Raw genomic sequence first — 24,746 nt, 5'->3', positions numbered from 1 at the left:
TCGCGCTACTCGAGGTATCCGTCTTCCGCGGCACGGCGGATGAGATCCGCCTTCTTGCTCGCGGGACGGTCGACGCGTGCGTATTTCTCGCGCACCCGTCTCAGGTAGGTCTTCGCGGTCTCATATTGCACATTCATGCGCGTCGCGACCTCCGAGGTGCTGTACCCCGTCGCGTAGAGCCGCAACGCCTCGGCCTCCCCGGGGCTGAGCTTCGGCCGGTCACGTGCCGCCTGCCCGCCGGGAGCGGGGCGCCACACTCGCGCGGCGGGGTCGCTCTGGATCCCCATCACGCGGCGCGCGGTCTCCATGACGGCCGCCATGCTGAGCGACTTCGACAGGAAGGCGGCGGCCCCGGCGGCGAGGGCGCGTTCGCGGGCTTCCCGGGTGTCGACGCTGGAGAGCACGATGACCTTGGCCCCGGCGGCCCGGCAGGTGCGCACCCGCGCTTCGATCGAGATCGGCTCCTTGAGTTGGAAGTCGATGAACACCAGGTCGGTGGGGAATGCCGGGCTGTGCACGAGTTGCAGCCAGGTGGGTGCCATCAGCACGACCTCGAAGTCGGTGGCGTTGGCGCTGATCCAGCTGCTGAGGCTGTCGAGCAATACCTCGTGGTCATCGAGGATGGCGAGTCGCACGGCGGCACTGGCGTGCCCAGCGCTGCGCCCGCCGGCCGGGAGCGCCGACGATTCGGGTCGATGCTCGATGGTGCTCACCGAACAAGCCTATGGCTCAACCCTGCCGATCGTCTCGACGTCAGAACAGTGTCGGCTGGATCCCGGCCGCCGCGGGCGGGGGCGCGGGCGCCTCGGGACGCGGGCGATCGAGACCGTAGGAACGCAGCATCGGCCGGATGCGGGCGGCGAGCCACCGCCGATACCCGGCAGGCGCGTAGACCTGTCGCATCGGGTACAACCGCCCGTATCGGGGCAGCAGTTCGGGGTGCTCGCGCGCCAGCCACGCGAAGAACCACTCCCGGGCGCCGGTCTTGAGGTGCAGCGCCGAGTAGGCCACCGACTGAGCACCCGTGGCGGCGATCGCGGCGAGAGCGCGGTCGAGATGCTCGACGGAGTCGGTGAGGTAGGGGAACACCGGCATCAGGAACACAGCGCAGGGAAGGCCCGCATCCCGTACCGCACGCACGGTGGCCAGCCGGGCCTCGGTGGTCGGCGCCCCCGGCTCGATCGATTCACGCAGGCCCGCGTCGAAGATGTCGATCGTCATCGCGACCTCGACCGGCACGCGTTCGGCCGCCTGCTGCAGCAGCGGGATGTCGCGGCGCAGCAGCGTGCCCTTGGTGAGGATGCTGAACGGCGTGCCCGAGGCGGCGAGCGCCTCGATGATGGCGGGCATCAGCCGATAGCGGCCTTCGGCGCGTTGGTAGGGGTCGGTGTTGGTGCCCAGCGCCACCGGATGCCGCCCCCAGGACCGACGGGCGAGCTCCTTCGCGAGCACCTCGGCGACGTTGATCTTGACGACGATCTCGGAATCGAAGTCACGGCCCGCGTCGAAGTCGAGGTAGGTGTGGGTCTGCCGGGCGAAGCACATCACGCAGGCATGCGAGCAGCCTCGATAGGGGTTGATGGTCCAGCCGAACGGCAGGGCGTTCGATGAGCCGGGAACCTGGTTGAGCGCCGACTTGGCGAGCACCTCGTGGAAGGTGATGCCGGCGAACTCGGGGGTCTGCACGGAGCGCACGAGCCCCCGCAGGGTGCCGAGCCCGGGCAGCGCCGCGGCGCTCTCGGCCCCGACCGCCTGCCCACTCCATCGCATCCCCACATTCGAACATACGTTCGAACCGATGGCAAGGGTCAGGCGGGGATGCCGAGGGCCTCCGCGGTACGCGACAACGTCGACTGCGCGACGGCCGGGTCACTCGACAGGGTGCCGCCGTAGGAGGGGATCATCGCCTCGAGCTGCGGACGCCAGGCATTCTTCTTCCCGGGGAAGCACTTCGCGATCACGTCGAGCATGATCGGAACGGCGGTCGACGCACCCGGCGAGGCGCCGAGCAGCCCCGCGATCGTGCCGTCACCGCCGGCGACGACTTCGGTGCCGAACTGGATGATGGCCTTGCCGTCGGCGTCGCGCTTCATGATCTGCACCCGCTGCCCGGCGGTGATCAGGCGCCAGTCCTTGCCGTCGGCGGTCGGCGCGAACTGCTGCAACGCGCGGATCTTCTTGGCGCGGGTCGCGAGCACCTCGGTGACGAGGTACCAGACGAGCGACAGGTTCTTGAGCCCGGCCCCGATGAAGGTGAAGAGGTTGTGCCAGCGCAGCGCCGCGAACAGGTCGAGGTACGACCCGGTCTTAAGGTACTTCGTCGAGAAGCCGGCGTAGGGGCCGAAGAGCAGGCTCGCCTGCCCGTCGATGACCCGGGTGTCGAGGTGCGGCACCGACATCGGCGGTGCGCCGACGGACGCCTTGCCGTACACCTTCGCCGAATGCCTGCGCACGAGAGCGGGATCGTCGGTGTGCAGGAACTGCCCGCTGATCGGGAACCCGCCGTACCCCCGGATCTCGCGGATGCCGGAGCGCTGCAGCAGGTTGAGGGCGTTGCCGCCGGCGCCGACGAACACGAACCGCGCGGTGAACTCCTTCGGCGTCGACCCGACGTCGTGCTTCACCCGAAGCTTCCACAGGCCGGTGCGGCGCGACCGGCGCAGGCCGGTGACGCGGTGGTTGAGGTGCAGCGACGCGCCCTTGTCGACGAGACCGTCGATGAGGATGTGGGTGAGCGATCCGAAGTCGACGTCGGTTCCCGAGGGGATGCGGGTGGCCGCGATCGGCTGATCCTTGCGCCGACCCGGGATGAGCAGCGGCGCCCACGAGCGGATGACAGCGGCGTCTTCGGAGTACTCGAGGCCCGCGAACAGCGGGTGGTCTTTCAGCGCCTCGTACCGCTTCTTCAGGTAGGCGACGTTGTCGGCACCCCAGACGAAGCTCATGTGCGGAACGGGGTTGATGAAGCTCTTGGGCTCCGGCAGCAGCCCCTCGCTGACGAGGTACGACCAGAACTGTCGCGATACCTGGAACTGCTCGTTGACCTTCACCGCGTTCGCGATGTCGATCGTGCCGTCGTCGCGTTCGGGCGTGTAGTTGAGCTCGCACAGGGCCGCGTGGCCGGTGCCGGCGTTGTTCCACGCATCGGAGGACTCGCGAGCGACGCCGCCGAGGCGTTCGAAGATCGCGATCTTCCAGGTGGGTTCGAGTTGATTCAGCAGGGTTCCGAGGGTGGCGCTCATGACCCCGCCGCCGATGAGGGCGACGTCGAGGGGTTCAGTCACCCGACGAGTCTACCGAGCCGACGGGGCCTGCTTCGTTCGCTGCGCCTCGAGTGACCCGCCACCTTGTCGTCAGCCGACGGGGAGGCGCGCGGCGACGAGCTCTGCGATCTGCACCGCGTTGAGAGCGGCGCCCTTGCGGAGGTTGTCGTTCGAGATGAAGAACGTCAGGCCGCGGCCCTCGGGGGCGCTCTGGTCGGTGCGGATGCGCCCGACGAGGCTCGGGTCGGCGCCGGCGGCGTCGAGCGGGGTCGGAACGTCCATCAGCTGCACCCCGGCAGCCGTCGAGAGCAGCTCGGTGGCGCGCTCGGGGCTGAGCGGACGGGCGAACTCGGCGTTGATCGACAGCGAGTGGCCGGTGAAGACCGGCACCCGCACGCAGGTTCCCGAGACCCGCAGGTCGGGAAGCTCGAGGATCTTGCGGCTCTCGTTGCGGAGCTTCTTCTCCTCATCGGTCTCACCGAGGCCGTCGTCGACGATCGAGCCGGCGAGCGGCACGACGTTGAAGGCGATGTTCTTCGGGAACTTGACGGGCGCCGGAAGCTTCACGGCATCCCCGTCATGCACGAGACCGAGGAGGTCCTGCTCCGTCGCGGCGCGCGCCTGCTCGGCGAGCTCCTCGCCGCCGGCCAGCCCCGCGCCGGAGACCGCCTGGTAGGTGCTGACGATGAGGCGTTCGAGGCCGGCCTCGGCATCCAGAACCTTGAGCACCGGCATCGCGGCCATCGTCGTGCAGTTCGGGTTGGCGATGATGCCCTTCTTCGCCTCGTCGAGGGCGTGCGGGTTGACCTCGCTCACGATGAGCGGAACGTCGGGATCCATGCGCCACGCGCTCGAGTTGTCGATCACGAGCACGCCGGCTGCCGCGAAACGCGGTGCCTGCACCTTCGACATCGTCGCGCCTGCCGAGAAGATCGCGACGTCGAGCCCCGACGGGTCGGCGGTCTCGGCGTTCTCGACCACGATCTCGTCGCCGCGGAACGGGAGGGTCGTGCCCGCGCTGCGCGCCGACGCGAAGAACCGGATCTCGGCGATCGGGAAGTTGCGCTCCTCGAGGAGGCGACGCACGACAGCGCCGACCTGTCCGGTGGCGCCGACGACGCCGAGTCGAAGGCCGTCCGGCCGCGATCCGTTGGTGTTCATGAGGCGAGAGCTTAGCCGCGCACGCGGCGACGTGCCGCGCGGCAGGCTCCCCCGAGCGCCACCGCGCGGCACGTGATCCCGCGGATCAGCGCCCGTGCCCGTTGCCGGGCTGCGAGCCGGAGTGACCGGGTGCGTCCCCGGATCGTCCGGGCGACGCCGGTTCACCGTTCGACGGTGCAGAGTCATCCCCCGATGTCTCCTCGCCGTCGTCGACCGGTACGTCGTCGACCGGAGCGTCGTCGTCCTCGGACTTCGACTTCTTGTTCGCGTGGGTCTTGGCCCATGCGGAGATCGCGGCGCCCTTCTCGGCACCCGTGAACTCGTCGGAGTGCGCGAGGTAGCGGGGCACCAGGGCGACTTCGGAGCTGCGCTCGTTGCCCGTTCCGCTGCACTCGATCGTGTTCACCTCGAGCAGCTGCTCGATGCTCAACGGCTCGGTCTCGGTCGGCTCGCCTTCGGTCGGCTCGGACTCCGTCGACTCGGACTCCGTCGACTCGGATTCGGCATCGCCTTCGACCGGCTCCGACTCGATCGGCACCAGCACACACACGAGGCCGTTCTCGTCGGCCGGGGCGTCGGGTGAGGGCACGTCGTCCGACGCTTCCTCACCCGACACCTCATCCGGCTCAACGGTCGCGGTGATGGCCGCGACCGGATCGCCCGGGTCCTCGGCTTCGACGGCCATCGCGAACCCCCCGTACGCGACAACCACAAGCGTGCCGGTCGCGAGCGCGACGGCGAGAGAACCCTTCATCTTGCGAACCCCCCGATTCGATGAGCGTGTTGTCACACTAACCACGCACTTCGGGGCCGCGCCCCGAAGGTGAGAGCACTCTCATCGAAGCCGGGGCCCCAGTCCGGGGGACGACGTCAGCGGCCGGTGCCGCCGTGCACGACCGCTTCGCTGTCGGCGTCGAGACCGAACGCCTCGTGCACGACCCGCATCGCGTGATGCAGGGTGTCGGCGCGGGTGACGACCGAGATGCGGATCTCGCTGGTCGAGATCATCTCGATGTTGATGCCGGCCTCCGACAGTGCGCGGAAGAGCTGGGCGGACACCCCCGCCGAGGTGCGCATGCCGGCGCCCACGACGGCCAGCTTGCCGATCTGGTCGTCGTACTGGAGCGCCTCGAAGCCCACCGCTGCCTGCTCGCTGTTGAGGGCGGTGACGACCTTCTCGCCATCCGCCTTCGGCAGGGTGAACGAGATATCGGTGAGACCGGTCGCGGCAGCCGACACGTTCTGCACGATCATGTCGATGTTCGCGCCGGTCTTGGCGACGATGGTGAAGATCTCGGCGGCCTTGCCGGGCACGTCGGGAACCCCGACGACGGTGACCTTGGCCTCGTTCAGGTCTCCGGCAACACCGGTGATGATCGGCTCTTCCACCGACTCCCCTTTCTTCGGGTTGCTCTGCTGCACGTCGTGCTGCTCGGTCGGCAGCACCCAGGTGCCCTCGTTGTTGTTGAAGCTCGACCGTACATGGAGCGTCACGCCGTGCCGGCGGGCGTACTCGACGGCGCGGATGTAGAGCACCTTCGCTCCCGCGGCCGCGAGCTCGAGCATCTCCTCGCTCGTCACCCTGTCGATCTTGTGCGCCTTCGGCACGATCCGCGGGTCGGCGCTGAAGACGCCGTCGACATCCGTGTAGATCTCGCAGACGTCGGCGCCGAGGGCGGCGGCGAGCGCCACCGCTGTGGTGTCCGACCCGCCGCGGCCGAGCGTGGTGATGTCTTTGCTGTCGCGGTTGAAGCCCTGGAACCCGGCGACGATCGCGATGGCGCCGTCGTCGAGCGCCTCACGGACCCGGCCGGGGGTGACGTCGACGATGCGGGCCGACCCGTGACGGTCGTCGGTGATCATGCCGGCCTGGCTGCCGGTGTACGACCGGGCGTCGAGACCCATGCTCTTGATCGCCATCGCGAGCAGCGCCATCGAGATGCGCTCCCCCGTGGTGAGCAGCATGTCCATCTCGCGCGGATCGGGCTGCGGCGTCACCTGATGGGCGAGGTCGATGAGGTCGTCGGTCGTGTCGCCCATCGCCGACACCGCCACGACGACGTCGTGACCGGCCCGGCGGGTCTGCACGATGCGCTTCGCGACCCGCTTGATGCTCTCGGCGTCGGCGACGCTCGATCCCCCGTACTTCTGCACGATGAGGCTCACGGTGGTGCTCCAGGGAAGAGAGGATGTCGGGCGAGCGGCCCGAGGGAAGTTTAGCCGCGCCAGAATGGGGCTGTGTCCCACCGGCCTGCCCTCACTGTCGTCGGTGCGATTGCGGCCCTCGTCACGCTCGCCGGGTGCGTCCCCGCGACAGAGGCCCCCGACATCCGGTTGCCCCCTGCGGGTGCCGCGTTCGACTACCAGCTCGGGGGCGGCTACGACCCGCCCGAGGGCGTCACCGTCGTCGCGCGGGATGCGACCGACGCGTCGGTCGGCGAGGGCGTCTATGACATCTGTTACGTCAACGGATTCCAGACGCAGCCCGGCGAGGGCGATCACTGGGTGGCCGAGCATCCGACGCTCGTGCTGCGGGTTGCCGACGGCTCACCGCTCGTCGATCCGGGGTGGCCCGACGAGTACCTGCTCGACACCTCCACGCACGCGAAACGCGACGAGATCGCGGCGCTGCTCGGCACCGTCGTCGCGTCGTGCCTCACCGGCGGGTTCGACGCCGTCGAGATCGACAACCTCGACTCGTACACCCGCTCCGACGGACGGCTCACGATCGAGAACAACATCGCGCTCGCGGCGGCATACGCGCGGGTCGCCCACTCGCTGGGCCTGGCGATCGCGCAGAAGAACGAGGCAGGGGACTCGGAGCGACTGCGCGACGAGGTGGGATTCGACTTCGCGATCACCGAGGAGTGCGCGCGATACGACGAGTGCGCCGACTACACCGACGCCTACGGCGACCTGGTGTTCGACATCGAGTACTCCGCCGAGTACCTCCCCGCCGCGTGTGCCGCCGTCGGCACGGCGGTGCTGCGCGACCTCGACCTGACGACTCCTGACGATCCGGGATACGTGTTCACGAGTTGCTGACCCGCGCAGGATGCGCGGCCCGACGCCCGGTCAGCACCGCTCGAGACCGACACGCCGGATCGGCGCCCTCCTGCTCGGAGAGTCGTACGGAACGGTGCTCAGCGGGCGCTGAGTCAGCGAGCGGCGAGGAACTCCTCGACGACCTCGGCGGTGTCCTCCCAGCCCTCGACGGCACGGGTCGGGATGCCGAGCGCGATCACCGGGAAGTCGTTGCCATCGGGGTCGAGACGGTCGCCGACGAAGAGCATCTGCTCGAACGGGATGCCGGTGAGCTCGGAGAGGCGGGCCATGCCGTAAGCCTTGTCGATGCCGCGCCGGGTGATGTCGACACTCGTCGACCCGCCGGAGCGCACCTCGAGGTCGGGGAGGTGCTGCTGCACGGCGGCGCGCAGGGCGTTCTTCTTCTCGCCCGTCGGGTCCCAGGCCTTCTTCGCGTCCACCGGAGCGGCCTGCCCGAGCGCCGAGAAGGTGATCTGCGAGCCGCGGTCTTCGAGGATGGGGCCCCACGTCTCGGTCTCCCAGAACCCGAGCCGTTTCGCCTCCGACTCGACGGCCGCGAGCGCGGCCCGCTTCTGCTCGTCGGTGAGGTTCTCGGCGTACTGCCGCACCCACGCTCCGTCGCGGAACAGGAAGTACTGGGTTCCACAGGTCGGCATGAGGTGCATCCTCGCGAGCGCCTCGGGGTGGTCGAGCGGCAGATTGTCGACCAGCTGGCTCTGGAACTGCCCGAACTGCCCACCCGAGATCACACACACCTCGACGGCACCGAGCAGCTTCACGAGTAGCTCCGCCATGCGCGGGTCGACCGGCGACTTCGATGGGGCGAGGGTGTCGTCGAGGTCGAAGGCCACGAGACGCACGGGAGAAAGGGTCACGGGAGACCAGCTTGCCAGGGGATCAGGCCTCGACCGTACGCCGGCCCTCGAAAGCACGGCCCAGCGTGACCTCGTCGGCGTACTCCAGGTCGCCACCGACGGGAAGCCCCGAGGCGAGGCGCGTCACGCGCAGGCCGGGCTGCACGAGCAGACGGGTCAGGTAGGTGGCCGTTGCTTCGCCCTCGAGGTTCGGGTCGGTCGCGATGATCACCTCGGTCACCGTCGAGTCCGCCAGCCGCTTGACCAGGGATGCGATGCGCAGGTCGTCGGGTCCGATGCCGTCGATGGGGCTGATCGCCCCGCCGAGCACGTGGTACAGCCCCCGGAACTCGCGGGTGCGTTCGATCGCGACGACATCCTTCGCCTCCTCGACGACGCAGATCGTCGCCGGGCTGCGGCGCGGATCACGACAGATCGAGCAGGTCTCCTGTTCGGCGACGTTGCCGCAGATCGAGCAGAACCGCACCTTGTCGCGCACATCCATGAGGATCTGCGCGAGCCGTTTCGTGTCGAACGACTCGGTCTGCAGGATGTGGAAGGCGATGCGTTGCGCCGACTTCGGCCCGATGCCGGGCAGCCGACCGAGTTCGTCGATCAGCTCCTGCACGATGCCCTCGTACATGCCGGGCTCCTAGTCGTCGAGGGAGTCGAGCGGTGGCGGCGGATCCGCCGGGTGCAGGGTCTGCTCTTCGATGAAGCTCGCGCCGAGGATCTCGCGCACCACCGCCTCGCCGTAGCGGGCCTTGCCGTCGGCGGTGTGATGCTGCGGCGCGCGGCGCTCGGAGACGCTCGTCGCGGGAGCGGGCGGCGGCTCGACGGGCGCATCCGGTTCGGCCGGTGCAGCAGGCTCGGATGCCGCAGGCTCGGACACAGCGGGCACCGGCAGCACGGGCTCGCTCGAGGGGATCTGCACCACGTTCCACTCGGGGGCCGGGGGAAGCGGGTTCTCGTCGGCGGGGTTCTGCGACGCCTCCGGCTGCGCCGGGCGCTCCTCGACGCGCGGAGACTCGGCCTCGTGCCGGGCGAGGAACTTCACGCGCACCCCGAGCACCTGGTGGATGGCGCCGCGCAACTGCTCGCTGACGCTCTCGCCGGGGCTCTGCGGCTGCTTGAACGACGCGACATCCGCCTCGGTCGCGAACGCGACGGTGAGCACGTCGCCGGCGAACGCACGAGGCGTCGAGGCGGCAAGGGCCATCCAGGCGTTGCGCTTCGAGTCTTTGACGATCTCGAGGATCTCGGGCCAGGCATCCTTGATCTGATGCAGGGTGACCGGCGAAGCCGGCTCGGGCGCGGAGATCTCGGCGGGCGGCGGGGTTTCGACCCCGGTTTCGATGTCGTCGACGGGCTCCTCGTCCCGCGGTTCCGGCGATGCCTCTTCCTTCGCCTTGCGGGCGCTGCGGATGTCGACGGGTTCGACCGCCGGGCGGTCGGGCACCGCGCGCATCGACGGGTGCTCGTCGATGCCCATCCGCCGCTCCAGACGTTCCACGCGGGCGAGCGCCCCGCGATCGGTCTCGTCGGCGGCCGGCACCAGCAGACGCGCGACCATGAGTTCCAGGTGCAGCCGCGGCGAGGTGGCACCGGTCATCTCGGTGAGCGCCGTGTTGACGACATCCGCCGCCCGGGAGAGCTCTGCCGCCCCGAAAGCGCTCGCCTGCCCCGCCATCCGGTCGATCTCGTCGAGGGGCACGCCGCGCAGCACGGCCGATGCCCCGTCGCGGGTCGCCGCCACGACGATGAGGTCGCGCAGCCGTTCCAGCAGGTCTTCGACGAACCGACGCGGATCCTGCCCGGTCTGGATCACCCGGTCGATCGCCCCGAAGACGGCCCCGGCATCCCGTGCCGCGATCGTGTCGACGACTTCGTCGAGCAGGGCGCCGTGGGTGTAGCCGAGCAGCGCCACCGCGCGCTCGTACCCCAGAATGACGGTCCCCGAGCCTGTCGAAGGGTCGGATCCCGCGATGAGCTGGTCGAGCAGCGACAACGTGTCGCGCACCGAGCCGCCTCCGGCCCGCACCACCAGCGGCAGCACCCCGCCTTCGACCTCGACCGCTTCGTCGGCACACATCTTCTGCACGTAGTCGAGCATCTGCGCGGGCGGCACCAGACGGAACGGGTAGTGGTGGGTGCGGCTGCGGATCGTGCCGATGACCTTCTCGGGCTCGGTCGTGGCGAAGATGAACTTGATGTGCTCGGGGGGCTCCTCGACGAGCTTCAGCAGCGCGTTGAACCCCTGGGGCGTCACCATGTGCGCCTCATCGAGGATGAAGATCTTGTACCGGTCGCGGGCGGGGGCGAAGGCCGCACGCTCGCGCAGGTCGCGCGCGTCATCCACGCCGTTGTGCGAAGCCGCGTCGATCTCGACGACATCGAGCGACCCGCCGCCGTCGCGCGCCAGCTCGACGCACGATGCGCACGTCCCGCACGGGGTATCGGTCGGCCCTTCCGCACAGTTCAGGCAGCGGGCGAGGATGCGGGCGCTCGTCGTCTTGCCGCAGCCGCGCGGACCGGAGAAGAGGTAGGCGTGATTGACCCGGTCGGTGCGCAGAGCCGTGCGCAGCGGATCGGTCACTTGCGCCTGGCCGATCAGTTCGGCGAACGTCTCCGGCCGGTAGCGGCGATAGAGGGCGGTGACCACGGTACGAGAGTAGTCGTCGCAGCTGACGTGCTCCTGCCCGCGTACCGGCGCCCGGGTTGAGGCCCTACACTGGCAGACGGCTCTCCGCGTGGCGCCATCCAGGCCAACTCCCCCAGGACGGAAACGTAGCAAGGGTAACCGGGCTCTGACGGGTGCGCGGAGAGTCCTTCAGGAGGATTCGCCTAGTGGCCTATGGCGCACGCTTGGAAAGCGTGTTGGGTGAAAGCCCTCGGGGGTTCGAATCCCCCATCCTCCGCTGAAATCCCGCACCGAACGCACCACCGCCACCCCGTACACCACCCGCTCAAGAGGCGGGTTTTCATCAGGGAGAGCACGCCCGTGACGGACGCCGAGATCGTGCGCATTGTGCCGCGCCGCTCGCTCATGGTGTCCGCCCTCATCTCGATCCTCGTGGTGCTCATCCCCGTCTCGGCGGTGCTGTACTGGTTCGCGATCCCGCGCGGCCAGGCGGCGTGGGTCGGCCTCATGCAGGCGATCGTCGTCGTCGCAGCGCTGGCCCTGCTGTGGCGGCAACTCACGGTCGACACCGTCGTCGCCGACGGGGAACTGCGCGGGCGCGGGATCTTCAGCCCGATGGTGCGCGTGCCGCTCGAAAGGATCGCGACGGTCGACATCGTGCCGGTCTATGTCGGCCAGTCTCCGGAGACGGTGCCGCAACTGCTCGTGCGCGACGCCGAAGGACAGCGGCTTTACCGGCTTCGGGGGACCTTCTGGCATGAAGCCGACCTCATGAGGGTCGCGGAGGCGCTCCCGGTTCCCGTGCGGATCGCGCCGGAACCGATGTCGTTCCCCGAGTTCTTCGCTGCCTACCCGGGGAGCGCGTACTGGTTCGAGAACCGCCCCTGGCTCATGGCCGGGCTCCTCGCGGCCTGCATCGCGGCCGCCATCGCGGTCGCCGTCGGAGTCATGGTGCTCCTCGGCATGCCGATCATGGCGTGACGCGGTTCAGCGCGCGCGACCGAACAACTTCTCGACGATCACGCCGATGATCGTCGTGCGTCGGCGGCCTCCGGACGGCTTCGTGCGGGCGCGGCGCGGGTTGTTGGTCGCGCGGCGGGCCGCGGGTTCGGCGACGGTTTCCGCGATCTCCGGCTCGGGCGTCACCGGTTCCGGGGTGACCGGTTCCGGGGTGACCGGTGCCCGCGCGGCGAGGATGTCGTGCGCCGACTCCGGATCGGCGGGGGTCCCGTAGCGCGCGAGCAAGGGCGAGGCCCGAACGGTGGCCTCGATCCGCTCGGGCGGGGTCGGCGACATCGCGCTCTGCGGCGCTCGCAGCCGCGTCCACGCGACCGGCGAGGGTGCGCCCTCCTCGTTGAGCACCGTCACGATCGCCTCGCCCATCGCGAGCGTCGTGAGCACCTCGATCAGGTCGTACGCCGAACTCGGGTAGGTCGACACCGTCGCCTTGAGCTCTCGCGCGTCGTCGGGGGTGTGAGCCCGCAACTGGTGCTGCACGCGGCTGCCGAGCTGGGCCAGCACGTCGCCCGGAACATCCTTCGGGGTCTGGGTGACGAAGAAGATGCCCACACCCTTCGAGCGGATGAGCCGCACCGTCTGGGTGACGACCGCCAGGAAGTCTTTCGAGGCATCCCGGAAGAGCAGGTGCGCCTCGTCGAAGAAGAACACCAGCTTCGGCTGGCGCAGGTCGCCGACCTCGGGCAACGTGCGGTACAGCTCTGAGAGCAGCCACATGAGGAAGGTCGAGAACAGGGCGGGCTTGTCCTGCACGCTCGACACCTCGAGCAGGCTCACGACACCGCGCCCGTCCTGGGCGAGGCGCAGGAACTCGCTCACCTCGATCTCGGGTTCCCCGAAGAAGACGTCGGCGCCGTGATCCGCGAAGGTGACCAGTTCGCGCAGGATCACGCCCGCGGTGGCCTTCGACAACCCGCCCAGCTCGGCCAGCTCCTTCTTGCCGGCCGGGCTCACCAGATGGCTCACGATGGCACGCAGGTCGGCGAGGTCGACGAGCGGCAACCCGGCTTTGCGGGCGTAATGGAACACGAGCCGCAGGCTCGACTCCTGGGTGGGGTTGAGGCCGAGCACCTTGGCCAGCAACACCGGGCCGAAGCGTTCGACGGTGGCGCGCACCGGGATGCCGGCGCCGAGACCGCCGAGGCTGAAGAACTCGGTCGGCGCCGCCTGCGGTTGCCACGGCTGCCCGATGCTCGCCGTTCGAGCCCGCAGCTTGTCGTCGGCGGTTCCCGCGGTCGCGATTCCCGACAGGTCGCCCTTCACGTCGGCGGCGAACACCGGCACCCCGGCGGCGCTCAGCTGTTCGGCGAGCACCTGGAGCGTCTTCGTCTTGCCGGTTCCGGTGGCGCCCGCGACCAGACCGTGGCGGGTGACCATCGCCAACGGGATGCGCACCGGCACGTCGGGCAGGACGGCGCCGTTGACCAGCGCCCCCATCTCGAGAGCGGGGGCGTCGAAGGCGTACCCGGTGCGCACGGCCGCGACGGCATCCGCAGTCAACGGCCCGGCCCCCAGGGTCGGCGCCGGCTCAGTCACGCCGTCAGCCTACCGGCGTCACCGCGGGGGCTCCCGGGCGCTGACCGTGCCGACGCGCCGTCTCGGCCTCGGTGGGCAGCACGATCGTCGGGTCGTCGAGCAGCCGTTGGAAGACGAGCTCGGCGGCGCCGATCAGCAGGTTGTCGCGCCCCAGCGTCGACGGCACGAGGGTCAGGTCGCGCACCCCCTCGGGCAGCGTGGCCCCGATCGCACGGATGATCTCGTCGGCTCCGACGACCCGCAGGATCGCCGCGAGGAAGCCGCCGAACACGACACAGCGCGGATTGAGGGCGTTGACGATCGTGCGCAGCGCGACGCCGAGACTGGCGATCTGACGCGCGATCTCGCGACGGCCGGCGCTCGCGGGATCGCTCCACGCGGCGGCGAGCGCTCGTTCGAGGTCGTCGAGGTCGGAGCTGTCGGCCCCCAGTGCGGCGATGAGCCGCTCGCGACTGACCTCGGTTTCGAGACACCCGATCGCGCCGCAGTGGCACTCGATCCCCGCGGGGTCGACGAGGGTGTGCCCGAACTCGCCGGCCTGCCCGTTGTGCCCGATGACGATCGACCCGAACAGCGAGATGCCGCCGCCGATGCCGCTCGCTCCCCCGTTCAGGTACACGACGCTGTCGACGGAGCGACCCGCCCCGAAGGCGCTCTCGGCCAGCACCCCGCAGTTCGCGTCGTTGCCGGCGACCACGGGAAGGCCGGTCGCCTCGGAGAGCAGAGCCGACACCGGCGCATCGCGCCAGCCCAGGTGGGGAGCGATCGAGACGCTCGCATCGTCGGGACGCACCAGCCCGGGCACGGCGACGCCGACCCCGACGATTCGTGACTCCGGAGCGAAGCCGGGTCGCATCCCGTCGATGATCGCCGCCACGACGTTGACGAACTCGCGGAAGGTCGGGATGCGCTCGTGCCGGTGGCGCACCGTGCGCAGCACCCGTCCGCCGAGGGCGACGATCCCCACCTCGGTCGCGTCGATCTCGGGGTTGACCGTGATGGCGAAGGTCGTCTCGGCCGGATTCACGATCGCGCTCGGTCGCCCGACGCGCCGGGTCTGCAAGGCCTCCGATTCGACGACGAGTCCGCGCTCGCCGAGTTCCGCGACGAGCCCGCCGACCGTCGAGCGGTTGAGTCCGGTCGCCCGGGTGATCTCGGCGCGGGAAGACGGACCGCGGTAGTGCACGAACCGCAGCACCTGGGAGAGGTTCTGGCGGCGCACGTCGTCGAGCGTCGTGCCCGGGGAGACCCGGCGGGGCGCGCCGCCGGCCTCGATGGGGAGGCGTGGGTCGGTCACCGTCGCACGTCATCATTCGACGGTGTGGTGGCGAGGGGCCCGCAGCCCGACATCTCGCGGGCCCCCCGCACCGAGATCACTTCGTCGAGAAGGCCGCGTCGAATGCGGCTGCCGGAGCGGCGAAAGCGTTGCGCTTGACGAACTCGAGCGCCTCGGGCGCGCCGAGCAGCCGATCCATGCCGGCGTCTTCCCACTCGACCGAGATCGGGCCGTCGTAGCCGATGCTGTTGAGCGCCCGGAACGAGGCCTCCCAGGGAACGTCGCCGCGACCGGTGGAGACGAAGTCCCACCCGCGCCGCAGGTCGGCCCACGCGAGGTGCGACCCGAGGCGGCCGTTGCGGCCGTTGCCGAGGTTCAGCTTCACGTCCTTGCAGTCGACGTGGTAGATGCGGTCCTTGAATTCGAGGATGAAGTCGACCGGGTTGAGCTGCTGCCAGATGAAGTGCGACGGGTCCCAGTTGAGCCCGAACGCCTCGCGGTGGCCGATCGCTTCGAGGGTGCGCACGGTCGTCCAGTAGTCGTAGGCGATCTCCGACGGGTGCACCTCGTGGGCGAACCGCACGCCGACCTCGTCGAAGACGTCGAGGATGGGGTTCCAGCGGTCGGCGAAGTCCTGGTAACCGGCGTCGACCAGTTCCTGAGAAGCCGGCGGGAACATGGCGACGTACTTCCAGATCGACGAGCCGGTGAAACCGATGACCGTCTTCACCCCGAGCTTCGCGGCCAGGCGGGCGGTGTGCTTCATCTCCTCGGCGGCCCGCTGCCGCACGCCCTCCGGGTCGCCGTCACCCCAGACGGTGTCCCGGAGGATGCCGCGGTGACGCTCGTCGATCGGGTCGTCGCAGACCGCCTGACCCGTCAAGTGGTTGGAGATCGCGTACACCTTGAGGTTGTACTTCGCGAGCAGGTCCAGGCGCCCCTGCACGTAGGCGGGGTCGTCCCACTGCCACGGGTCGAGGTGGTCGCCCCAGCAGGCGAGCTCGAGGCCGTCGTAGCCCCAGCCGGAGGCGAGGCGCGCGACTTCTTCGAGCGGGAGATCGGCCCATTGGCCGGTGAACAGGGTGATCGGTCGCGACATCGCTTCCGCCTCTCTTTCTCGGTGAAGGTGCCGTCAGGCGACGGTCGGCAGCCAGGAGCTGCCTGCGAGCGAGCTGCGCTCGACGGCGTCGAGCACCCGCTGCACGTGGAGTCCGTCGGCGAACGACGGCCGAGGCTGCTCGCCCCGGGTGATGGCCTCGACGAAGTCGACGACCTGGTGGCTGAATCCGTGCTCGTAGCCGAGCATGTGGCCCGGCGGCCACCACGGGGCGAGGTACGGGTGGTCGTGTTCGGTGACGAGGATCGTGCGGAACCCCTGCTCGGTGCCGGCGGCCGTCGCGTCGTAGAACCGCAGCTCGTTGAGCCGTTCGAGGTTGAACGACACCGCGCCGAGGGAACCCGAAACCTCGACCTGGAGCCCGTTCTTGTGGCCGGTCGCGAACCGGGTGGCCTCGAAGATCCCGAGCGGTCGGTAGCCGTCGCCGCCACCGAACCGACCGGTGAACAGCGCGATGTCGTCGACGGTGACGGTTCCCCGCTCGGAGGATGCCGTGCCCGACAGGCCGATTCCCTCACCCAGCAGCGGGCGCTCGCGCACGACGGTGTCGAGGATGCCGGAGACCTCCGAGAGCGTCAGCCCGGTGATGTGTTCGGCGAGGTCGACCGCGTGGGCGCCGATGTCGCCGAGCGAGCCGGAGCCCGCGCGGGTCTTGTCGAGCCGCCAGGTCATCGGCGATTCGGCATCCATCAGCCAGTCCTGGAGATAGGCGGCGCGCACCTGACGCACCTCGCCGATGCGCCCGTCGGCGACGAGCTGCTTCGCGAGCGCGACCGCCGGAACCCGGCGGTAGGTGAAGCCGACCATCGAGCGGGCTCCTCCGGCGGCCGCCCGTTCGGCGGCAGCGGTCATCGCCTCGGCCTCGGCGACGGTGTTGGCGAGCGGCTTCTCGCAGAGCACGTGTTTGCCGGCGTCGAGGGCCGCGATCGCGATCTCCGCGTGGCTGTCGCCGGGGGTGACGATGTCGACGATGTCGATGTCGTCTCGCGCGATCACCTCGCGCCAGTCGGTGGCCGACTCTTTCCAGCCCCACTTGTCGGCCGCCGCGGCGACCGCCGCCGCGTCTCTGCCGACCACGACCTCCATCGTGGGCTCGGCGGGAAGGTCGAAGAAGCGGGGGGCGACCCGCCACCCCTGGGAGTGAGCGGCGCCCATGAATCCGTAGCCGATCATGGCGACCCGAAGTGTGTCGGTCACTGGTTCTCCTCGGACTGCTTTCAGCGTAGTGATCGCTCAGGGCGCCCGTCCGACTGGGGACGGACGCCCTGAGCGGGGTTCAGTGCAGGGTCAGGACGCGAACGCCAGGTCGATGAACTGGTCGACGTTGTCCTTGGTGACGACCGGCGCGTCGAGCACGATCCGGTTCGGCACGCTCGGCGTGATCAGGTCACCCACGGTCTTGGCCTGCGCGATGAGCCGCGCGAGCGCGATCCCGTCGGCCGCCTGAGTCGACGGGTAGATGATCGTCGCCTTCAGCACCGAGTTGTCGGCCGCGATGAGGTCCATCGCGTTGCGCGAGCCCGCGCCACCGACCATGAAGAACTCGTCGCGTCCGGCGGCGTCGATCGCGGCGAGCACGCCGATGCCCTGGTCGTCGTCGTGGTTCCAGATGGCGTCGATGTGCGGGTTGGCCGAGAGCAGCTGCGAGGTCACGGCCTCGCCGCCCTGCACCGTGAAGTCCGCGGCGACACGCGCCGAGACCTCGAGGCCGCAGTCGCTGAGTGCGTCGTTGAAGCCGCGCGTGCGGTCCTGCGTCAGCGGGAGCGCGTCGATGCCGGCGATCTCGGCGACGATGGCGTCGGTGCCTCCGAGTTCGGCGCAGATATACGTACCGGCGCTGACGCCCATGCCGTAGTTGTCACCGAGGATCGTGGTGCGCGCGGCGAACGGGCTCGAGAACTCGCGGTCGACGTTGATGACCGGGATGCCGGCCTCCATCGCCTTGATCGCGACCTCGGTGAGGGCGGCACCGTCACTGGGCAGCAGCACGATCGCGTCGACGCCTTCGTTGATGAAGGTCTCGACGGCCGCGATCTGCGCGGTCACGTCGTTGGTGCCCTCCGCGATGCGCAGGTCGACGTCGTCGAAGCTCTCGGCCGCGGCGATCGCGCCCGAGTTGATCGCGCCGAGCCAGCCGTGGTCGGCGGCCGGTCCCGAGAAGCCGATGACGACGGTCTCACCCGACGCCGCGTTCTCGTCGTTGCTGGTGCCCTGATCGACGACGGAGTCGCCTCCCCCGGACGTACATGCTGCGAACAGGCCCATCGCGACGATGCCGACACCGGCACTCATCGCGAATCGCTGGCCTAGGGTACGTGGCTTTGCCATGCTGTCTCTCCTTTGAGGAATGGTTGCGCCGTGGTCACTTCGGGTCCATGGGGAGCCCAATTGACGTGGACGACAACATAACAGCGAACCGAGAAGACGTCTAGCATCTCTGTGCTGAGACGGAAACTGGGGCGATGCGCACCGGCTATGGCATCTGTTATGTTGCCGCAATGATCAAAGTCGACCAAGACTTGTTGCGCGTCCGCGGGGTCACCAAGTCATTCGCCGGCGTTCGGGCGCTCAAAGGCGTGGAACTCGACGTGCGACCTGGCGAGGTGCACTGCATCCTCGGCCAGAACGGTGCGGGCAAGTCGACTCTGATCAAGGTGCTCGCCGGGGTCTACCGGCACGACGACGGAGACATCATCTGGAACGGGGAGCCGTTCCAGGTCTCCAGCCCCCAGGACGCGCTCGCCCTCGGGATCGCGACGATGTATCAAGAGCTGGATGTCGTCGACGGTCTGACCGTCGCCGAGAACATCTTTCTCGGGCACGAGATCGCGCGCGGCGGATTCACCCGGCAGGCGACCCTCGTGCGTCGCGCCCGCGAACTCATGAAGCGACTCGGCCACGGGTCGCTGTCACCGACGACCGAGGTCGGACAGCTCAGCGCCGCGAACAAGCAGATCGTCAGCATGGCGCGCGCTCTGTCGCACGACATCAAGTTGATCATCATGGACGAACCGTCGGCGGTGCTCGACAACAAGGAGGTCGAGAACCTCTTCCAGGTCGTGCGCGAACTGACCGCGTCGGGAATCGCGGTCGTCTACATCACGCATCGGCTCGAAGAGATCCGCCGGATCGGCGACCGCATCACCGTGCTCAAAGACGGTCGCACCACCGCGAGCGGACTTCCCGCCGCCACGACCTCGACGAGCGAACTCATCCACCTGATGACCGGCCGCGACGTCGGCAACGTCTTCCCGCCGGCCGCGCCGATCCCTGCCGACGCCCCGGTCGCCCTCACCGTCGAGAATCTCACTCTGCCGGGGAGGTTCGAGAACGTCTCCTTCACCGTCCGAGCCGGCGAGATCGTCGGACTCGCCGGTCTCGTCGGGTCGGGGCGCACCGAGATCCTCGAGACCATCTACGGCGCTCGGCGCGCGTCGGCCGGCACCGTTCGCGTCGGCGACTCCGCCCTGCGCCCCGGGTCGGTCGGGTCGGCGGTGCGTGCCGGCATCGGCCTCACCCCCGAAGAGCGCAAGAGCCAGGGCCTCATCGGCGAGCAACCCATCTTCGTCAACGTGACCCTCTCGTCGTTCGAGCGCATGGCGCGGGCGGGTTTCCTCGACGAGCGCGCCGAACGCAGCGTCACGCGCGAGCAGATCTCCGCCCTCGACCTCCGCCCTGCTGATCCCGACCGGCCCGCGATGACCCTCTCGGGCGGCAACCAGCAGAAGATCCTGCTCGCCCGATGGCTCGTGCACGGCACGCGCATCCTGCTCCTCGACGAACCGACCCGCGGGGTCGACGTCGGCGCCCGCAGCGAGATCTACGGCCTCATCCGCCGACTCGCCGCGGAGGGCAATGCCGTCGTCGTGGTGTCGAGCGAGATCGAAGAGGTGCTCGGCCTCTCCGACACCGTCCTCGTCATCTCCGACGGACAGGTTCTGAGCACCGTGCCCTCCGACCAGATCGACGAGCACGGCGTGCTCGACCTCATCATGAAAGGAGCCGCCGCGTGAGCGACAGCACTCCCGGGGCACCGGAGCCCACGGCATCCACCTCGACCGTCGAGACGAGCGAGCCCGCCTGGCGGCGGGTGCTGCGCGGCCCGCTCGGTCGCAACGTCGGTCTCGTGCTCGCGCTCGTGCTCATCGTCGCGGCCGGAGCGGTCACCGCGGGCAACGACTTCACGAGCTGGAACAACGCGCTCGTGATCCTGCGGCAGGCCTCGATCATCGGCGTCATCAGCATCGGCATGACCCTCGTCATCACCGCGGGCGGCATCGACCTCTCGGTCGGATCGGTACTCGGCCTCGCCTCGATCGTCGCGACCCTCGACGCCACCCAGGCGTTCGTGCGGGAGTCGCACTGGGTCGTGATGATCATCATCGCGATCGCCGTCGGCATCACCGCGGGATTCATCAACGGCGTCGTGATCGCCTACGGCCGGGTCGCCGCCTTCATGGCCACCCTGGCGATGCTGGTGGCGGCCCGCGGCCTCGCGGAGATCCTCGCGGAACGCCGCACGCTCATCGTCGGCTCCCGCCCGTTCATCGACTTCATGAACGCCGACTACATCGGCGTCGACGTGCTGATCTGGATCTTTATCATCGTCGCCGCCGCCGGATGGATCCTGCTCAACCGCACGACCTTCGGACGGCGCACCGTGGCGATCGGCGGCAACCGAGAAGCGGCGCGCCTCGCCGGCATCAATGTCAACCGTCACATGGTGTGGCTCTACCTCATCGCCGGGCTCACCGCGGGCATCGCCGCCGTGATGATGCTCGGGCGCACGACGGCCGGCACGTCGACCCACGGCACCCTCTACGAACTCGACGCGATCGCCGCCGTCGTCGTCGGCGGAACGCTGCTCATCGGCGGCCGCGGCACGATCGTCGGCACCGTCTTCGGAGTGCTGATCTTCGCGACGCTCACCAACGTCTTCGTGCAGAACAACCTTCCGTCGTCGGTGCAGGCGGTCGCGAAGGGCGCCATCATCGTCATCGCGGTTCTGCTCCAGCAGCGGTTCGCCCGGCGCGAGACGCGCACCTAGCCACACCCCTCGCGCGAAACCACGCGAACGACCCACAAGAAGGACACGAATACCCATGACTCTCACTCCGACGCGCGCCGACAAGTTCTCCTTCGGCCTGTGGACCTTCGGCTGGCGTGCGCAGGACCAGTTCGGTTCCGCGACCCGCGAGCCCGTCGACACGGTCGAGGCCGTTCACAAGCTCAGCGAGCTGGGCGCCTACGGCATGACTTTCCACGACGACGACCTGTTCGCGTTCGGCAGCACCGACGCCGAACGGCAGCACGAGATCGATCGGCTGAAGCAGGCCCTCGCCGACACGGGCCTCATCATCCCGATGATCACGACCAACCTGTTCAGCCACCCGGTCTTCAAGGACGGCGGGTTCACCTCCAACGACCGTGACGTGCGCCGGTTCGCGCTGCGCAAGGTGCTGCGCAACATCGACCTGGCGGCGGAGCTGGGTGCGACCACGTTCGTCATGTGGGGTGGCCGCGAAGGCAGCGAGTACGACTTCGCGAAAGACATCCGCGGCGCGCTCGAGCGCTACCGCGAAGCCGTCAACCTGCTGGGCCAGTACGTGCTCGACAAGGGCTACGACATCAAGTTCGCGATCGAGCCCAAGCCGAACGAGCCGCGCGGCGACATCCTGCTGCCGACCGTCGGCCACGCCCTCGCCTTCATCGAGACCCTCGAACACCCCGAACTGGTCGGGCTCAACCCCGAAACGGGCCACGAGCAGATGGCGGGGCTCAACTACACCCATGCGATCGCGCAGGCGCTGGATGCCGGGAAGCTGTTCCACATCGACCTCAACGGTCAGCGCGGCATCAAGTTCGACCAAGACCTCGTCTTCGGCCACGGCGACGTGCTCAACGCGTTCTCGCTCGTCGACCTGCTCGAGTTCGGCGGCGCCGACGGCGGCCCGAGCTACCACGGCCCGCGGCACTTCGACTACAAGCCGTCGCGCACGGAAGACCCCCAGGGGGTCTGGGAGTCGGTGTCGGCGAACATGCAGATGTACCTGCTGCTCAAGGAGCGCGCCGCCGCCTTCCGCGCCGATCCCGAGGTCGCCGAGGCCCTCGCGGCCGCCAAGGTCGACGAGATCAGCCGCCCGACGCTGTCGGCGGGTGAGGGCTACGCCGAACTGCTCGCCGACCGCTCGGCCTACGAAGACTTCGACGCGGAGCCGTACTACAACGGTCGCGGCTTCGGATTCGTGCGCCTGCAGCAGCTGACGCTCGAGCACCTGCTCGGCGCGCGCTGACGTCGGTGAGTCTCGTCGCGGGCGTCGACTCCTCGACGCAGAGCTGCAAGGTCGTCGTCGTCGATGTCGAGTCGGGGCGGGTGGTTCGCTCAGGGCGCGCCGCCCACCCCGAGGGCACCGAGGTGGCTCCGGCCGCCTGGTGGGAGGCGCTGCTCGCGGCGATCGCCGACGCGGGCGGCCTCGCCGACGTCGAGGCCGTGTCGATCGGCGGGCAGCAGCACGGCATGGTGGCGCTCGCCGCCGACGGCGACGTCATCCGCGACGCGTTGCTGTGGAACGACACCCGCAGCGGCACCGCAGCCGAGGCGCTTCGGGATGAGGTGGGCCGCGACGCCTACGCCGCCCGCACGGGTCTGGTTCCCGTCGCCTCCTTCACCGCGAGCAAGCTGCGGTGGTTGCGCGACGCCGAGCCGCAGAACGCGGAGCGCGTCGCCGCCGTGGCTCTCCCCCACGACTGGCTCACCTGGCGGCTCCGTGGCTTCGGGCCGGGCGCCGCGGCGCTCGACGAACTGACCACCGATCGTTCCGACGCGAGCGGCACCGCGTACTGGTCGCCGCAGACGGGCGACTACGACCGGGAGCTGCTGCGACTCGCGCTCGGACACGACGCGATCCTGCCCCGCGTGCTCGGTCCCGCCGAGCGCTCGGGAGTCACCGCCGCCCACCCGGGCGTCCCCGCGGGAATCCCCGTCGGAGTGGGGGCCGGCGACAATGCGGCTGCGGCGCTCGGACTCGGCGCCCGCAGCGGCGACGTGGTGGTGTCGATCGGAACCAGCGGCACGGTGTTCGCGGTGACCGACCGTCCGGTGATCGACCCGACCGGCACGATCGCCGGGTTCGCCGACGCCGGCGGCGCCTTCCTGCCGCTCGTCGCGACGCTCAACGCCGCGCAGGTCGTCGACACCGTCGCGGCGCTGCTCGGCGTCGACCACGCCGAGTTCGGCGCCCTCGCCCTCACCGCGAACCCCGGGGCGGACGGGGTGACCCTGGTGCCGTACTTCGCCGGCGAACGCACCCCCGACCTCCCGGACGCCACGGCGACCTTCGCCGGCCTGACCTACCGCACCACGACCCGACCCAACATCGCCCGCGCCGCGATCGAGGGGATGGTGTGCGGGCTCGCCGCCGGGCTCGACGCCGTCGTCGATGCGGGGGTCGCCGTCGAGCGCATCCTGCTCATCGGTGGCGGGGCACGACTCGAGGCGACTCAGCAGATCGCGAGCGAAGTCTTCGCGCGGCCCGTCACCGTCGTTCCCCCGGCCGAGTACGTCGCCCTCGGCGCGGCGGCACAGGCGGCGTGGACGCTCACCGGAACCCGGCCGTCGTGGGAGCTGGAGGGCACGACCGTCGTCAGCTCACCGCCGCATCCACAGACGCGATCGGCCTACCTCGCAGCTGCGACGCGCTGACCACTGTCGGATTCTGCAGCACCGCGCGGAAAGCGAGTTCGGCCGCGCCCACCAGCAGGCTGTCCCGTCGCAGCTCCGACGCCAGGATGTCGACCGAACGCCCCGGCCCGCGGAGGGCCGTCGCCCGCACCCGTTCGGTGAGCAGGTCGCCGCCGACGCGGTGGAGGTCGGCGAGGAAGCCGCCCAGGATGATGCGCCCCGGGTTGAACGTGTTGGTGATGTTGCGCAGCGCGACCGCGAGGAACTCGAGTTGTCGCTCGATCTCCTGGCCGCTCATCACCGCAGCCTGGGTGATCTCGGTTTCCAGGCAGCCCGAGGCTCCGCAGTGGCAGTGCTTGCCGTCGGAGTTCACGAGGGTGTGCCCCAGCTCGCCGCCGAACCCTTCGTGGCCCGCAAGGAGCGAGTCACCGACGATGACCCCGCCGCCGATGCCGCTCGCGCCCCCGTTGAGGAACACCAGGTGGCTCTGCCCCCGACCGGCCCCGAACATCCCCTCGGCGATGACACCGCAGGCGGCATCGTTGCCCGCCGACGTCGGAAGCCCGGTCGCCGCCGAGATCATCTCGGCGAGCGGCTCGTCGACCCACTCCAGGTGCGGGGCGAGGTTGACGAAGCCGTCCCGTGACCGCACCTGCCCGGGCACCGCGACGCCGATTCCGGCGAGGTGATGGCGCCGCTCCAGGTCGGGACGCATGCCGGCGACCACCGCCGCGACGGCGTTCGCCACCTCCCGGGCCGACGGGATGCGATCGTTCTCGTACCGCACGACTCGCAACACCCGCCCGCCGAGGGTGACGACGCTGACGGTCGTCGCGTCGAGTTCCGGGTTGACCGCGATCGCGGCGACGCGTTCGGTGGGGATGATGGTGGCGCTCGGCCTGCCGACGCGCTTGGTGGCGCGCGGGTCGGCGGCCTCGACCAGTCCGCGCCACTCGAGGTCGGCGACGATGGTGGCGATGGTCGACCGGTTGAGGCCGGTCGCCCGCGTCAGCTCGGCGCGGGAGATCTGACGGTTCGCGTGCACCAGACCCAGCACGATCGAGAGGTTGCTGCGGCGCAGATCGTCGAGACTGCCACCCGCGGGGGCATGGCCGGCCGCACCCGCGAACGGGCGGATCACATCCATTCGGGTTC

At 69.6% G+C, this 24,746-nt stretch carries 21 protein-coding genes, 1 tRNA gene and 1 other RNA gene; 8 read left to right on the top strand and 15 right to left on the bottom strand.

The window, feature by feature from the left end; all coding sequences use genetic code 11:
* Positions 1-5: 5 nt before the first annotated feature.
* The 6 genes from IE173_RS07155 to IE173_RS07130 all read right to left on the bottom strand — a co-directional run bounded on the left by IE173_RS07155 (position 6) and on the right by IE173_RS07130 (position 6,590).
* Positions 6-713, bottom strand: a complete 708-nt coding sequence (locus IE173_RS07155) for a response regulator transcription factor (RefSeq protein WP_229841960.1) — start codon at positions 711-713, stop codon at positions 6-8.
* Between the two features lie 40 nt (positions 714-753).
* Entirely contained in the window at positions 754-1,770 is a 1,017-nt protein-coding gene (locus IE173_RS07150) for an Rv2578c family radical SAM protein (RefSeq protein WP_191282769.1), read from the bottom strand.
* A 38-nt stretch (positions 1,771-1,808) separates the two neighbouring features.
* A complete protein-coding gene (mqo, locus tag IE173_RS07145; RefSeq protein ID WP_191282768.1) occupies positions 1,809-3,284 on the bottom strand; it encodes a malate dehydrogenase (quinone) in 1,476 nt (491 codons plus the stop codon).
* 69 nt (positions 3,285-3,353) lie between these two features.
* On the bottom strand, positions 3,354-4,424 hold the full coding sequence (locus IE173_RS07140) for an aspartate-semialdehyde dehydrogenase (protein WP_191282767.1): 1,071 nt from the start codon (positions 4,422-4,424) through the stop codon (positions 3,354-3,356).
* An 85-nt stretch (positions 4,425-4,509) separates the two neighbouring features.
* Positions 4,510-5,178, bottom strand: a complete 669-nt coding sequence (locus IE173_RS07135; protein WP_191282766.1) for a hypothetical protein — start codon at positions 5,176-5,178, stop codon at positions 4,510-4,512.
* Between the two features lie 116 nt (positions 5,179-5,294).
* Positions 5,295-6,590, bottom strand: a complete 1,296-nt coding sequence (locus IE173_RS07130; protein ID WP_191282765.1) for an aspartate kinase — start codon at positions 6,588-6,590, stop codon at positions 5,295-5,297.
* A 72-nt stretch (positions 6,591-6,662) separates the two neighbouring features.
* Between IE173_RS07130 and IE173_RS07125 the strand changes: the two genes are divergently transcribed.
* The gene (locus tag IE173_RS07125) at positions 6,663-7,469 is read left to right on the top strand and encodes an endo alpha-1,4 polygalactosaminidase (protein WP_191282764.1); all 807 of its coding nucleotides are present in this window, start codon (positions 6,663-6,665) and stop codon (positions 7,467-7,469) included.
* Positions 7,470-7,582: 113 nt separating this feature from the next.
* Here IE173_RS07125 and IE173_RS07120 read toward each other — a convergent pair whose 3' ends face one another.
* Genes IE173_RS07120 through IE173_RS07110 form a run of 3 tightly spaced genes read right to left on the bottom strand, consistent with a single transcriptional unit; the run spans position 7,583 to position 10,985 of the window.
* Positions 7,583-8,344: an HAD-IIB family hydrolase gene (locus IE173_RS07120; protein ID WP_191282763.1), complete on the bottom strand. Its 762-nt coding sequence runs from the start codon at positions 8,342-8,344 to the stop codon at positions 7,583-7,585.
* A 22-nt stretch (positions 8,345-8,366) separates the two neighbouring features.
* On the bottom strand, positions 8,367-8,966 hold the full coding sequence (gene recR, locus IE173_RS07115; protein ID WP_191282762.1) for a recombination mediator RecR: 600 nt from the start codon (positions 8,964-8,966) through the stop codon (positions 8,367-8,369).
* A 9-nt stretch (positions 8,967-8,975) separates the two neighbouring features.
* Positions 8,976-10,985, bottom strand: coding sequence for a DNA polymerase III subunit gamma and tau (locus IE173_RS07110; RefSeq protein ID WP_191282761.1), 2,010 nt, complete (start codon positions 10,983-10,985; stop codon positions 8,976-8,978).
* Between the two features lie 75 nt (positions 10,986-11,060).
* On the opposite strand from IE173_RS07110, the gene ffs reads away from it, so the two are divergent.
* The 3 genes from ffs (at position 11,061) to IE173_RS07095 (ending at position 11,945) form a co-directional block, all read left to right on the top strand.
* An RNA gene (gene ffs / locus IE173_RS07105) (signal recognition particle sRNA small type) lies at positions 11,061-11,157 on the top strand.
* Positions 11,157-11,241, top strand: a tRNA-Ser gene (locus tag IE173_RS07100). Before ffs ends, IE173_RS07100 begins: the two co-directional genes overlap by 1 nt.
* An 83-nt stretch (positions 11,242-11,324) precedes the next feature.
* Positions 11,325-11,945 carry a hypothetical protein gene (locus tag IE173_RS07095; RefSeq protein WP_191282760.1) on the top strand — a complete coding sequence of 207 codons (621 nt, stop codon included), beginning with the start codon at positions 11,325-11,327 and terminating at the stop codon, positions 11,943-11,945.
* A 6-nt stretch (positions 11,946-11,951) separates the two neighbouring features.
* On the opposite strand, the gene IE173_RS07090 is transcribed toward IE173_RS07095, so the two are convergent.
* The 5 genes from IE173_RS07090 to IE173_RS07070 all read right to left on the bottom strand — a co-directional run bounded on the left by IE173_RS07090 (position 11,952) and on the right by IE173_RS07070 (position 18,238).
* Positions 11,952-13,517: a helicase HerA-like domain-containing protein gene (locus IE173_RS07090; RefSeq protein ID WP_229841959.1), complete on the bottom strand. Its 1,566-nt coding sequence runs from the start codon at positions 13,515-13,517 to the stop codon at positions 11,952-11,954.
* A 4-nt stretch (positions 13,518-13,521) separates the two neighbouring features.
* Positions 13,522-14,814, bottom strand: coding sequence for an ROK family transcriptional regulator (locus tag IE173_RS07085; protein WP_229841958.1), 1,293 nt, complete (start codon positions 14,812-14,814; stop codon positions 13,522-13,524).
* Positions 14,815-14,890: 76 nt separating this feature from the next.
* Positions 14,891-15,892: a sugar phosphate isomerase/epimerase family protein gene (locus IE173_RS07080; protein WP_191282759.1), complete on the bottom strand. Its 1,002-nt coding sequence runs from the start codon at positions 15,890-15,892 to the stop codon at positions 14,891-14,893.
* 33 nt (positions 15,893-15,925) lie between these two features.
* Complete coding sequence (locus IE173_RS07075; RefSeq protein WP_191283032.1) at positions 15,926-17,083, bottom strand: Gfo/Idh/MocA family protein; 1,158 nt, start codon at positions 17,081-17,083, stop codon at positions 15,926-15,928.
* 114 nt (positions 17,084-17,197) lie between these two features.
* Positions 17,198-18,238: a substrate-binding domain-containing protein gene (locus IE173_RS07070; RefSeq protein WP_191282758.1), complete on the bottom strand. Its 1,041-nt coding sequence runs from the start codon at positions 18,236-18,238 to the stop codon at positions 17,198-17,200.
* A 170-nt stretch (positions 18,239-18,408) separates the two neighbouring features.
* Between IE173_RS07070 and IE173_RS07065 the strand changes: the two genes are divergently transcribed.
* The 4 genes from IE173_RS07065 to xylB are packed head-to-tail and all read left to right on the top strand — an operon-like array spanning position 18,409 to position 23,612.
* On the top strand, positions 18,409-19,923 hold the full coding sequence (locus IE173_RS07065) for a sugar ABC transporter ATP-binding protein (RefSeq protein ID WP_191282757.1): 1,515 nt from the start codon (positions 18,409-18,411) through the stop codon (positions 19,921-19,923).
* Positions 19,920-20,957 carry an ABC transporter permease gene (locus tag IE173_RS07060; RefSeq protein ID WP_191282756.1) on the top strand — a complete coding sequence of 346 codons (1,038 nt, stop codon included), beginning with the start codon at positions 19,920-19,922 and terminating at the stop codon, positions 20,955-20,957. Before IE173_RS07065 ends, IE173_RS07060 begins: the two co-directional genes overlap by 4 nt.
* Positions 20,958-21,012: 55 nt before the next feature.
* On the top strand, positions 21,013-22,203 hold the full coding sequence (gene xylA / locus IE173_RS07055) for a xylose isomerase (protein ID WP_191282755.1): 1,191 nt from the start codon (positions 21,013-21,015) through the stop codon (positions 22,201-22,203).
* Between the two features lie 5 nt (positions 22,204-22,208).
* A complete protein-coding gene (gene xylB, locus IE173_RS07050; protein WP_191282754.1) occupies positions 22,209-23,612 on the top strand; it encodes a xylulokinase in 1,404 nt (467 codons plus the stop codon).
* On the opposite strand, the gene IE173_RS07045 is transcribed toward xylB, so the two are convergent.
* A complete protein-coding gene (locus tag IE173_RS07045; RefSeq protein ID WP_191282753.1) occupies positions 23,554-24,738 on the bottom strand; it encodes an ROK family transcriptional regulator in 1,185 nt (394 codons plus the stop codon). The two genes, xylB and IE173_RS07045, sit on opposite strands and share 59 nt — an antisense overlap.
* Positions 24,739-24,746: the final 8 nt, after the last annotated feature.

Source organism: Pseudolysinimonas yzui, from assembly GCF_014653215.1.
GTDB classification, from domain to species: Bacteria; Actinomycetota; Actinomycetes; order Actinomycetales; family Microbacteriaceae; genus Pseudolysinimonas_A; species Pseudolysinimonas_A yzui.
This window is presented reverse-complemented; position numbering and strand designations above follow the sequence as displayed.